General features: G+C 64.0%; 13 protein-coding genes. 5 read left to right on the top strand and 8 right to left on the bottom strand.

Features of this window, described 5'->3' with window-relative positions:
* Positions 1–26: 26 nt before the first annotated feature.
* From bmt to QM801_RS10735, 3 genes are all read left to right on the top strand, one after another.
* Positions 27–1040, top strand: a complete 1014-nt coding sequence (gene bmt, locus QM801_RS10745; RefSeq protein WP_415019201.1) for a betaine--homocysteine S-methyltransferase — start codon at positions 27–29, stop codon at positions 1038–1040.
* The gene (locus tag QM801_RS10740) at positions 1040–1795 is read left to right on the top strand and encodes an AAA family ATPase (protein WP_415019200.1); all 756 of its coding nucleotides are present in this window, start codon (positions 1040–1042) and stop codon (positions 1793–1795) included. Before bmt ends, QM801_RS10740 begins: the two co-directional genes overlap by 1 nt.
* A 70-nt stretch (positions 1796–1865) precedes the next feature.
* The gene (locus QM801_RS10735) at positions 1866–3332 is read left to right on the top strand and encodes an AAA family ATPase (RefSeq protein WP_415019199.1); all 1467 of its coding nucleotides are present in this window, start codon (positions 1866–1868) and stop codon (positions 3330–3332) included.
* On the opposite strand, the gene QM801_RS10730 is transcribed toward QM801_RS10735, so the two are convergent.
* Together QM801_RS10730 and QM801_RS10725 are read right to left on the bottom strand one after the other, a co-directional pair.
* Positions 3329–4270, bottom strand: coding sequence for a Gfo/Idh/MocA family protein (locus QM801_RS10730; protein WP_415019198.1), 942 nt, complete (start codon positions 4268–4270; stop codon positions 3329–3331). The two genes, QM801_RS10735 and QM801_RS10730, sit on opposite strands and share 4 nt — an antisense overlap.
* An 11-nt stretch (positions 4271–4281) precedes the next feature.
* Positions 4282–5520 (bottom strand): cysteine desulfurase-like protein, encoded by a 1239-nt coding sequence (locus QM801_RS10725; protein ID WP_415019197.1) that lies wholly within the window; start codon positions 5518–5520, stop codon positions 4282–4284.
* Positions 5521–5680: 160 nt separating this feature from the next.
* Here QM801_RS10725 and QM801_RS10720 point away from each other — a divergent pair, with 160 nt between their 5' ends.
* Positions 5681–6376, top strand: coding sequence for a corrinoid protein (locus tag QM801_RS10720; RefSeq protein ID WP_415019196.1), 696 nt, complete (start codon positions 5681–5683; stop codon positions 6374–6376).
* A 99-nt stretch (positions 6377–6475) separates the two neighbouring features.
* On the opposite strand, the gene QM801_RS10715 is transcribed toward QM801_RS10720, so the two are convergent.
* From QM801_RS10715 to QM801_RS10705, 3 genes are all read right to left on the bottom strand, one after another.
* A complete protein-coding gene (locus tag QM801_RS10715) occupies positions 6476–6637 on the bottom strand; it encodes a Flp family type IVb pilin (RefSeq protein ID WP_415019194.1) in 162 nt (53 codons plus the stop codon).
* A 297-nt stretch (positions 6638–6934) separates the two neighbouring features.
* Positions 6935–7096 carry a Flp family type IVb pilin gene (locus QM801_RS10710; protein ID WP_415019195.1) on the bottom strand — a complete coding sequence of 54 codons (162 nt, stop codon included), beginning with the start codon at positions 7094–7096 and terminating at the stop codon, positions 6935–6937.
* 288 nt (positions 7097–7384) lie between these two features.
* On the bottom strand, positions 7385–7546 hold the full coding sequence (locus tag QM801_RS10705; RefSeq protein WP_415019194.1) for a Flp family type IVb pilin: 162 nt from the start codon (positions 7544–7546) through the stop codon (positions 7385–7387).
* A 216-nt stretch (positions 7547–7762) separates the two neighbouring features.
* Between QM801_RS10705 and QM801_RS10700 the strand changes: the two genes are divergently transcribed.
* Positions 7763–8407, top strand: coding sequence for a DUF1638 domain-containing protein (locus QM801_RS10700; protein ID WP_415019193.1), 645 nt, complete (start codon positions 7763–7765; stop codon positions 8405–8407).
* A 3-nt stretch (positions 8408–8410) separates the two neighbouring features.
* On the opposite strand, the gene QM801_RS10695 is transcribed toward QM801_RS10700, so the two are convergent.
* Genes QM801_RS10695 through QM801_RS10685 form a run of 3 tightly spaced genes read right to left on the bottom strand, consistent with a single transcriptional unit; the run spans position 8411 to position 10322 of the window.
* Positions 8411–8794: a GFA family protein gene (locus QM801_RS10695; protein ID WP_415019192.1), complete on the bottom strand. Its 384-nt coding sequence runs from the start codon at positions 8792–8794 to the stop codon at positions 8411–8413.
* On the bottom strand, positions 8791–9705 hold the full coding sequence (locus QM801_RS10690) for a homocysteine S-methyltransferase family protein (RefSeq protein ID WP_415019191.1): 915 nt from the start codon (positions 9703–9705) through the stop codon (positions 8791–8793). The genes QM801_RS10695 and QM801_RS10690 overlap by 4 nt, the downstream gene beginning before the upstream one ends.
* Positions 9705–10322, bottom strand: a complete 618-nt coding sequence (locus QM801_RS10685; protein ID WP_415019190.1) for a hypothetical protein — start codon at positions 10320–10322, stop codon at positions 9705–9707. Before QM801_RS10685 ends, QM801_RS10690 begins: the two co-directional genes overlap by 1 nt.
* Between the last annotated feature and the right edge of the window lie 43 nt (positions 10323–10365).

Below are 10365 nucleotides of genomic sequence, written 5' to 3'. Positions count from 1 at the left end.
TTATATGGAATTGAGAGGTCGAACCCATGCCGAAAGTCTCCTTCACCGAAGCTCTGGCCACGCGCCCCTGGCTTCTGGCCGATGGCGCCACGGGGACGAACTATTTCCAGATGGGCCTTGTCTCGGGTGATGCGCCCGAGATGTGGAACTTCGAGCACCCCGAGCGGGTGCGCGAGCTGCACCGCCGCTTCATCGAGGCAGGTGCCGACATCGTTCTCACCAACTCCTTTGGTGGCAACCGCCACCGCCTGAAGCTGCACAACGCGCAGGACAAGGTGCACGAGGTGAATGTCGCCGCCGCGAAGAATGCCCGCGCCGAAGCGGACGCCGCGGGCAGGGACGTCTATGTCGGCGGCTCGATCGGCCCCACCGGCGAAATCTTCATGCCGGTCGGCATGATGCCCTATGAGGAAGGCGTTGCCGCCTTTGCCGAACAGGCCATGGCCTTGAAGGATGGCGGCGTCGACGTGCTGTGGATCGAGACCATGTCGTCGGAGGAAGAACTGCGTGCGGCTGTCGAAGGGGCAGCGCAGGCGGGCCTTCCCATCGTCACCACCATGAGCTTCGATACCAACGGGCGCACCATGATGGGGATCACGCCCAAGGCCTTCGGCGCCATCACCGCAGCACTGCCGCACCAGCCCTGCGCCATCGGCGCCAACTGCGGCGTCGGCGCATCCGAACTCGTGGCAACCGTCATGGGCATCACCGAGGCGCGCCCCGATGCCGCCGTGGTGGCCAAGGGCAATTGCGGCATCCCGCAATATGTCGATGGCAAGATCCACTACACCGGCACACCCGAACTGATGGCGGACTATGCCCGCATCGCGCTTGATGCCGGTGCCAAGATCATCGGCGGCTGCTGCGGCACGAGCCCGGAACATCTCGCCTCCATGCGGAAGGCGCTGGAAGGTTACAGCCGCGGACCGCGGCCGACGTTCGAGCTGATCGAAACCAAGCTCGGCCCGGTCTCGGAACTCGCCAAGGGCGTGGACAAGGCAGCCGATGGCGCGGCCCGCCGCGAACGCCGCCGCGGCTGATGAAAAGCTTCGAGGCCCGGCACTATCTGCTGAAGGCCTCGGTTCTGTGGGACAGGGTCGAGAACAGGGAGAGCTATCCCTATTCACTCCCTGTGCTGAGAGGGCTGGAAGAGATTGTCTTTCATCCCAAGGTCACCTTCTTCGTGGGTGAAAACGGCGCCGGAAAATCAACGCTGGTGGAGGCCTTGGCCATTGCCTGGGGCTTCAATCCCGAAGGCGGCACGAAGAATTTCAACTTCCGCACGGCGGAGGCGCATTCGTCACTTCATTCGAACCTGCGCCTGACGAGAGGCACGAAGCGGGCGCGCGACGGCTTCTTCCTGCGGGCCGAAAGCTTCTTCAACGTGATCACAACCATTGACCGGCTGGATGAGGAACCGGGCGCCGGTCCGCCCATCAAGGACAGCTATGGCGGTGTTTCGCTGCACACACGCTCCCACGGCGAATCCTTTTTCGACCTGCTGGAACACCGCTTCGGTGGACACGGCCTCTACATCCTGGACGAGCCTGAAGCAGCACTTTCGCCTTCGCGGCAGCTTACGATGCTGGTGCGGATGCACGACCTGATTGCCCAGGACTCGCAATTCATCATTGCCACGCACTCGCCCATCCTCATGGCCTACCCGGATGCCCTGATCTACCAGATCAGCAGCCGCGGGCTGGAGCGCGTGGCCTATGAGGACACAGAGCACTACCAGGTGACGCGCGCCTTCCTCAACCGCCCCGGGCAGATGCTGGAGCAGCTCCTGAAATAGTGCGCGTTGCTGGCTTCGGCTGATTGATGCCGGTCAATGCGCCGCCATGATCGTGGCGCATGCTTGAAAGATGCTGAATCGGGCCTTCCTTGACGGCAGCACCTGGGGCGCTCCGGGCGCGCGCGTGGAGCATGTGGAGACGCATGCGGCACACGTCTTTCTGGTGGGCGAGCGGGCCTACAAGATCAAGAAGGCGGTGAAGTATCCCTATCTCGATTTCTCGAGCGTGGAGAAGCGCGAGGCCGTGCTGGCGCGCGAACTGGAGACGAACCGCATTTTTGCGCCGGACATCTATCTGCACGTCGCTCATGTGCTGGATGAGCCCGTTCTCGTCATGCGGCGCTTCCGCGGCGATGATCTGCTGGCCGAACGACTGAAGCGTGGCCCGATGCCGGCAGACCTGTCGCGGGCGCTTGCTCGCGCGGTGGCGGACTCCCACCGGGCAGCACCGCGCCGCGATGTGGCGGGTGCGGGCATCATGCGCGGCCTCGTCAACCAGCTGAGCCAGACCTTTGCGGCCTCGCCGGATGTCTTCGAGCGGTGTGATGCCGAGCGTTTTGCCAGCGAGGCCATGGCCCATCTCGCCCGGCTTGCGCCGCTGCTCGATGCGCGGAGCGGCAAGGGGCTTGTGCGGCGCTGCCATGGCGACCTTCATTCCGGCAACATCGTGGTGATCGGCGAACGGCCGCTGCTCTTCGACTGCATCGAATTCAGCGAGGAAATCGCCACCATCGATGTGCTCTATGATCTCGCCTTCCTGCTGATGGACCTTGTGCATCGCGGGCAGGGGCAGGGGGCCAACCGCCTGTTCAACCATTATCTCAACATGCGCCGCGCCGAGGAGGACTTCTCAGGACTCGCAGCCCTGCCGCTCTTCCTCGCCATTCGCGCTGGAGTACGTGCACTGGTGACGGCGGACCGCATGCACACCGCTGAAAGCGGAGGCCAAGCGAAGGCGCGCGACGAAGCCCGCAGTTACCTGCGGAATGCGCTCGCCGAATTGCGGCCAACGCCGCCGCGGCTCATCTGCATCGGCGGATTGTCCGGCACGGGAAAATCCACGCTTGCCGATGCGCTTGCGCCAATAGTGGGCTCCATTCCGGGTGCAGTGCTGGTGCGGAGCGACGTGGAGCGGAAGGTGATGGCGGGCGTGGCCGAAACCGAGAAGCTGCCCTTCGACAGCTACACGCCGCAGGCCTCGCAGCATGTATACGAGGCAGCCTTTGCCCGCGCCTCCACCGCGCTGAAGGCGGGCCACGCCGTCATTCTCGATGCAGTCTTCTCAAAGCCCGAGGAACGCCGGGCAGCGGAGCAGGTGGCGCGCGATACGGGCGTGGCCTTTACGGGCCTCTGGCTGGAGGCGAAGCCCGCCCAGATGAAGGCGCGGGTGGCGCAGCGTCACAACGATGCCTCGGACGCCGATATCGCCATCGTGGAAAAGCAGATGCTCCGGGGCACCGGCGAGGTGGACTGGCATCACATCGATGCAGGCGGCGGACCGGCGGACACGCTGGCCCGCGCCAAGGCACTCGTCTAGCGGGCGCTCCACTCGAAGGCCTTCACCACCACCGGCTTGCCCAGCATGAAGCAATCGGAAATGAGCTGCAGCGGCGAGGCATCCACATCGCTCTTCTTCGCCTTCAGCAGGCGGGCGAACTTGGCGTAGATGTCCTCGTACTCGTGAAGCTCAGCCTCGCGCACGGTCTTGCCGTTCACCGCCAGCACCGAGCCGCCCTTGCTGAGGTGCAGCTTCAGGCCGTCGGTGGTGCCCACTTCGATCTCCCAGGTCTCGCCTGAGGTCTGGCGCCAGTCCATGCTGGCCGAGAGATCGGCAGAGAGGCCGTCACCGCGCTTGAAGCGGATCTCGGCGGCAATCGGTGTGGCCGAATTGGACGGCACCTCGATCGTTGCCTCCTCCACGAAGATGGGTTCCGGCAAAATCTTGGTGACGATGGAGATGGCGTTGATGCCGGGATCGAGTACGCCGAAGCCGCCCGGCTCCCAAATCCACTGCTGGCCGGGATGCCACTTGTTCACGTCTTCCTTCCAGTTCACGCGGAGGAAGTTCACCGTCTTGCCCTTGAGGCGCTTCTTCGCCTCGTCGACGGAGGCGTTGTAGCGCGAGTGCCACGTGGCATAGAGCACGCGGCGCTTCTTCCTGGCATAGGCTTCCATCGAGAGAAGCTCGCCCACGGTGGGCGTCGGCGGCTTTTCGATCAGCACGTGCCAACCCGCATCGAGGCATTCCCGCGCCATGGCAAGGCGCACCGATGGCGGCGTGCAGAGCGCCACGGCGTCGATCGCCAGCTTGCTCTTCTGCAATTCGGCGATGGAGCGGAAGCAGGGCACGTCCTCGATGGTGCCGTGACGGCTGACGCCCGCGGCGAGCTTGAACTTCTTGTTCTTGAGGATGCAGGGAATGTGCTGATCGCGTGCGATCTTGCCGATGCCGACAACGGCGATTTTGAAGGCCATGGTGTGTGTCCTCAGCTCAGTGTTGCCTTGAGAGATGAAATGAAGCGGCTCACTTCGTCTGGCGTGTTGTAGTGGGCGAGGCCCACCCGCAGCACGCCGCCCTTGTCCATGAGGCCCATGCGGTTCACGGGCTCGAGAGCATAGTTGTGGCCGGACCAGACGAACATGTTCTCGCCCGCGAAATGCTTGGCGAGTGTGACGGGCTGCACGCCCTCGACGGTGAATGACACGGTGGGCACGCGGCGGTGCACGGCGTTGGCCGAGGCGATGCCGCGCACCTTCAGGCCCTTGATGCCGCTGATGCCGTCGATGAGCTGCTGCGTGAGCGACTGCTCATAAGCTTCCATGCTCTTCCAGGCCGTCACGAGCTGCTGGCGGCGGTTGTCTCCGGTGCCGAGCGAGGCGAGATATTCGACCGCCCCCAGGCAGCCTGCCATGCCCTCGTGCGACAGTGTTCCGGTCTCGAACTTGTGCGGCAGGTCTTCACCCACCGGGCGGACCTTGTAGCCGAAAGTCTCCTTCAGCCGCTCGGTGCGGCCCCAGAGAATGCCCATGTGCGGCCCGAACCACTTGTAGGCGGAGGAGACGAGGAAGTCGCAACCGACGGCTGCGACGTCGATGAGGCCATGGGGCGCGAACTGCACCGCATCGATGTAGCTGATCACGCCTGCCGCCCGGGCCTCGGCGCAGAAGCGCGTCACGTCGTTGATGGTGCCGGTGCAGTTGGAGGCATAGCCCATGGCGAGCAGGCGGGTGCGCGGCGACAGCACCTTGCTCAGGGCATCGTCGGGGAACTCGAAGGTGTCGGGATCGAAATCCATCCAGCGCACGGTGAGGCCCTTGTCCTCGGCCAGCAGCAGCCAGGGGGCGACATTGGCATCGTGGTCCATGCGCGAGAGGACGATCTCGTCGCCCGTCTTGAATTGCCGCCCGAGGCAGCGCGACATGTGGAGCGTCAGCGTGGTCATGTTCTGGCCGAAGACGATCTCGTCGGGCGAGGCGGCGCCGTACAGATCAGCGACCGCCACGTGGGCCTCATGGACCAGCGCATCGGCATCCACGGTGGTGCGGAAATAGCCGCCCAGATTGGCGTTCTTGCGGACCAGCGCCTCGAGGGTGCGGTCGATGACGCGCTGCGGCACCTGGGTCCCGGCGGGGTTGTCAAGGTAGGCGCGGGGACGGCCCCCGTCGGTCAGGGCAAGGGCGGGGAACTGGCTGCGGACGGCGTCGATGGGGAAAGGGGCGGTCATGGGACTCTCGAGGGGGTACTCTTGAAGGACTCATCAGGCAGGTGAGGAGAACAGCCCTTGCCACCTCCGTCGCTTTCCGGCAAGTGGAGGTCGTGTCGTGACTGCGGCCCTCAAAACAAGCCGATATTCTCGCGATTACAACGCAGATGTGGAGCGCCCGATGAGCGATGCTGGTGATCTTGACCTGAACACCCTCAATGACGAGGAACTTGTCCAGCAGGTCCACGACGATCTCTATGACGGCCTCAAGGAAGAGGTCGAAGCCGCCGTCCACATTCTGCTCGGTCGCGGCTGGGCCCCCTACAAGGTTCTGACCGAAGCCCTGGTCGAAGGCATGCGCATCGTCGGCGTCGATTTCCGCGACGGCATCCTCTTCGTGCCGGAAGTGCTCCTGGCCGCCAACTCCATGAAGGCCGGCATGGCCATCCTTCGTCCGCTGCTCATCGCCACCGGCGCACCGCGCCTCGGCAAGATGGTGATCGGCACGGTGAAAGGCGACATTCACGACATCGGCAAGAACCTCGTCGGCATGATGATGGAAGGTGCGGGCTTCGAAGTCGTCGACCTCGGCATCAACAACCCGGTCGAGAAGTATCTGGAAGCCATCGAAACCCACCAGCCGGACATCCTCGGCATGTCGGCGCTGCTGACCACGACCATGCCCTACATGAAGGTCGTGATCGACACGATGAAGGAAAAGGGCATCCGCGACGACTACACCGTTCTGGTGGGCGGCGCGCCGCTGAACGAGGACTTCGCCAAGGCGATCGGCGCCGACGCCTATTGCCGCGACGCGGCCGTGGCCGTGGAAACCGCCAAGAGCTTCATGGCGCGCAAGCACAACCAGCTCGGCTGAGAAACTACGTCCGCCTGAAACGCAAAAAGCGCCGCGAGAGAAGCGGCGCTTTTCGTTTGGAATGAAGCGGAGCGGCTCTTGCCACCCCGCCGAATTCTATTACGTGCCAGACGAGATGTGGCCGGCGATGGACGAGAACGAGCCCGTGATCGCGGAAGCCAGGGTCGGCATGACGGTCACGAGAGCGAGGCCCATGGCAGCGGCGATGAGGCCGTACTCAATGGCGGTCGCGCCGGATTCGTCCTTGAAAAACTTCTTCATGTGAATACTCCAACTGTATTACTGACTGCACCTATTCACGACATGCCGTCAGCGGAATGCTGGTCGCCTCGTGAATATGCACACACACTACCTTGCAGTTTTTAACGAGGGCTGAATTCGGGGCTCCGCATTAAACCCAGTTCATGAATTTGCGGACAGGATGGAAGTTGTGGTGAATAGCGGGTTAATGCCGCCGGGGGGCGGGCGCCTTGCCGGCAAACAGCAAAAAGGCGCCCCGGGGGAGCGCCTTTCTGTTGGAGTGAAGCGGCGTCGCCGGCCGCCCACACACGAAAGCGATTACGTACCGGACGAGATGTGGCCGGCGAGCGACGAGAACGAGCCCGTGATCGCGGAGGCCAGGGTCGGCATGACGGTGACAAGGGCGAGGCCCATGGCAGCGGCGATGAGGCCGTATTCGATAGCGGTCGCGCCGGATTCGTCCTTGAAGAACTTGATCATTGTGTAACTCCGATAACTCTCTTTGACGCCCACGATCTGCCAACAGCTTTTGCGGATGGCCCGTGTTGCTGGATCAGAGCCTACGGGTTGGACGCCTAAGGACATGGCAACACAATGAATCGCATTTTATCCAAATCGCGCGTTCTCGCGCTGCTGTGCGGATGTGCTGAAGAAAGGCTTAACGGCGGCCCGGCGTGCGGCTGGCCCCGAAACGCAAAAGGCGCCCCCGAAGGAGCGCCTTTCGTTTGGAATGAAGCGGAGCGGCTCTTGCCACCCCGCCGAATTCTATTACGTGCCAGACGAAATGTGGCCGGCGATGGACGAGAACGAGCCCGTGATCGCGGAAGCCAGGGTCGGCATGACGGTGACAAGGGCGAGGCCCATGGCAGCGGCGATCAGGCCGTATTCGATGGCGGTTGCACCGGATTCATCCTTGAAAAACTTCTTCATGTGTTTTCTCCAACTAAACTACTGACTGCACCTATCCACGAAAGGCCGTCAGCGGATGCCGGTTGCTTCGTGAATATGCCCCAGACTAGGCAGGTGGGCTTTAATGACTGCTGAAGGCGTTATTTAAGATTTGAAATGTCGCTGCCGAATTTGGCGCGGGCCGCTTTCGTGGTTAAATGACTGCTAACAAACGGGCCGGCACAGGAGCGCTTCGGCATGGCGGAACGGGCACCACTGGACCTTGCCCCCTCGGAGGGGCTGGAACGCACCTCGGGCGAGGGGCGGGTGCTGCTGCTCGCCTGCGGGGCTCTGGGCCGCGAGATCGTCGATCTGGTGGAGGCCAACCGCTGGACCGCCTTCGACATCCAGTGCCTGCCGGCCAAGTGGCACAACACGCCGGAGCTCATCGTGCCAGCGCTCCGCGAGAAGATCCGCGCCAACCGCGAACACTATGAAAGCCTCTACGTGCTCTATGGCGACTGCGGCACGGGCGGCCTCATCGACACCATGCTGGCGGAGGAGGGCGTGGAGCGGATCGAGGGCCCGCACTGCTATTCATTCTTCACCGGCAACGCGAAGTTCCTGGAAACCGCTGATGACGATGTGACGGTGTTCTTCCTCACGGACTATCTGGCGCGCCACTTTGAAAAACTGGTCTGGCAGGGGCTGGGCCTCGACCGCCACCCGGAGCTGCTGTCGGCCTATTTCGGCAACTACACGAAGATCGTCTATCTCGCGCAGACCAAGGATGCGGGGCTGGAGGCCAAGGCGAAGGCCGCCGCCCAGAAGCTCGGCCTCGGATACGAGTACCGCTTCACCGGCTACGGTGATCTGGCAAGCGAGATGGCGAAGCGCGCCTGATCCTCACCACTGGGCGAGGTGATATTCGCCATCGCAGATGGCGTAGTAGTCGCCCTTGTCGGCGCAGTAGATGTGACCCTCGGTGACAAGCCCGGTCTTGCCGTTGAGGGAGCCCGCCGCAACCGAGGTGCTGTCGCGGCCATCCGCCTTCCAGAACAGCAGCGAACCGCAGGCCTTGCAGAAGCCGCGCCCGGCGCTGGCGCTGGCCCGGTACCAGGCGAGGGTGGACTCGCTGGTGAACGTGAGGTCGGCGTTCTGGCAGGAGGTGAAGGCGGCGTAGTGGCCGGACTGCTTGCGGCACTGGCTGCAGTGGCAGGCGATGACGGGACGCAGGGGCCCGCTGATCTCGAAGGCAACGCCGCCGCAAAGGCACGATCCGGTGATCATCCCCGCATCTCCTGGTTCAGTTTCGCGATATGGTCGGGGCCAATACCGCAGCACCCGCCGAAGATGGTGGCCCCGAGTTCATGCCAATGCCGCGACTGGCTGACGAGTTCCGCGGGCGGGATCACATCCACGAATTCCCAGTCGGGCGAGCGGAAGTAGCCGCATTCGGGATAGGTGGCGATGGGGCCGGACCAGTATTGGCGCAGGACGCGGATCGCTTCGCCCGTGTCGTTGGGCGAGGTGTGCATGATGCTCATAGCGTCGGGCTTGAGGGCGGCCAGCTTCGCCGCAATGTCGTTGAACCGGCAGTCGGCCCGGCCCCAGCCCTGCAGGCCGCCGGCTTCCGATTTCTCCGCCGACATGCCGATCCACACGGGAAGACCCGTCTCGAGGGCCGCTTCGCTCGCCCAGACGGCGTAGTCGGTGTCGCGCATCATCTCCATCATGATGAGATCGACGCCGGCGGCCTTGAGGCCGTTCGCCTTCATCCGGAAAAGGGCGCGGGCATCCGCCTCGCTCCATTCATGGGCGAGATTGTTGCGGTCGGAACCCGTCTGCATCGGCCGCATGGTGGACATGGAACCCGCCACGCAGACCTTGGTTCCGGCAGCCGCCTCCTGCGCCAGCTTCACGGCGATGGCATCGATGCGGTTCACGTCCGCCGCGCGCCCGATGTGGCTGAAGAGCAGCGGGCTCGTGGCGAAGGTATTGGCCGTGATGATGTCGGCACCGCAGGCCACGTAGTCCCTGTGCACGTCGCGAACGATGTCGGGGCTCGTGAGGTTGGCATCGGCGCACCAGGTGTCGCCGCTCATGGCCGCACCGCGGCGCTGGATGTCGGTGCCGGTGCCGCCGTCGAGGATGATCGTTTCGCCGCGGGCGAGCTTGGCGCGAATGAGGTCGTAACCCATCAGGTGTCTTTCTTGCGGGCCTCGGCAAAGGCCCTCATGTGGAATTGCATCTGTGCCGGGGCGTAGGCGTAGCCTCTGCCCACGGGGCAGGCAAGCCGCGCAAGGCAGCCGCCTGTCATGCAATCCTGGCCCGCCTCGGAGAGCACATGACGGCCGCAAGTCTTGTAGTCGTAGCCCGTGCCGTCGAAGGCCCCGACCGGGCAGGAGGAAAGGCAGGGCTTCTCCAGACAGCTTTCACACGGATGCGCGCCCGCCGAGAGGCGCGGCAGGTCGAACGCCACCGGAAAGAGCAGGGCAGCCCGGTAGGCATGCCAGAGCCCGTAAGTGGGATGGATGTTGAGGCCGAGCGGCGAAGTGTGCCCGGCATTGGCGGCCCGCGCCCAGGTGAGGAAGGGCGCAGGCGGCGTGTCGAAGGGATAGATCGCCGTGGCCGAGAGGTCCTCGGCGAGGACATCGACGGTGGCCTTGGTCCAGGCATCGAGGGTGGCGAGCGCCGGCGTCCGCTCGCGAGAGAAGCGGCGGAACATCTCCGGCCCGGCATTGCCGATCAGGATCATGAAGGCGGTGCCCTGCGGCACGCGGTCATTCTGGCCCGGCGCGAACCAGCCGAGGGGCACGAAGCCCTCCCGCCTGATCCGGCTCAGGACCGGGTGTTCCACC

The organism is Aestuariivirga sp. (assembly GCF_047600585.1).
GTDB lineage: Bacteria > Pseudomonadota > Alphaproteobacteria > Rhizobiales > Aestuariivirgaceae > Aestuariivirga.
This window is presented reverse-complemented; position numbering and strand designations above follow the sequence as displayed.

Excerpts from the sequence above, each read along its gene's own strand:
- QM801_RS10690 (WP_415019191.1), bottom strand. The coding sequence starts at position 9,705 with ATGGGTTACGACCTCATTCGCGCCAAGCTCGCCCGCGGCGAAACGATC.
- QM801_RS10730 (WP_415019198.1), bottom strand. The coding sequence starts at position 4,270 with ATGGCCTTCAAAATCGCCGTTGTCGGCATCGGCAAGATCGCACGCGAT.
- bmt (WP_415019201.1), top strand. The coding sequence starts at position 27 with ATGCCGAAAGTCTCCTTCACCGAAGCTCTGGCCACGCGCCCCTGGCTT.
- QM801_RS10715 (WP_415019194.1), bottom strand. The coding sequence starts at position 6,637 with ATGAAGAAGTTTTTCAAGGACGAATCCGGCGCGACCGCCATTGAGTAC.
- QM801_RS10720 (WP_415019196.1), top strand. The coding sequence starts at position 5,681 with ATGAGCGATGCTGGTGATCTTGACCTGAACACCCTCAATGACGAGGAA.
- QM801_RS10700 (WP_415019193.1), top strand. The coding sequence starts at position 7,763 with ATGGCGGAACGGGCACCACTGGACCTTGCCCCCTCGGAGGGGCTGGAA.
- QM801_RS10710 (WP_415019195.1), bottom strand. The coding sequence starts at position 7,096 with ATGATCAAGTTCTTCAAGGACGAATCCGGCGCGACCGCTATCGAATAC.
- QM801_RS10735 (WP_415019199.1), top strand. The coding sequence starts at position 1,866 with ATGCTGAATCGGGCCTTCCTTGACGGCAGCACCTGGGGCGCTCCGGGC.
- QM801_RS10695 (WP_415019192.1), bottom strand. The coding sequence starts at position 8,794 with ATGATCACCGGATCGTGCCTTTGCGGCGGCGTTGCCTTCGAGATCAGC.
- QM801_RS10740 (WP_415019200.1), top strand. The coding sequence starts at position 1,040 with ATGAAAAGCTTCGAGGCCCGGCACTATCTGCTGAAGGCCTCGGTTCTG.
- QM801_RS10725 (WP_415019197.1), bottom strand. The coding sequence starts at position 5,520 with ATGACCGCCCCTTTCCCCATCGACGCCGTCCGCAGCCAGTTCCCCGCC.
- QM801_RS10705 (WP_415019194.1), bottom strand. The coding sequence starts at position 7,546 with ATGAAGAAGTTTTTCAAGGATGAATCCGGTGCAACCGCCATCGAATAC.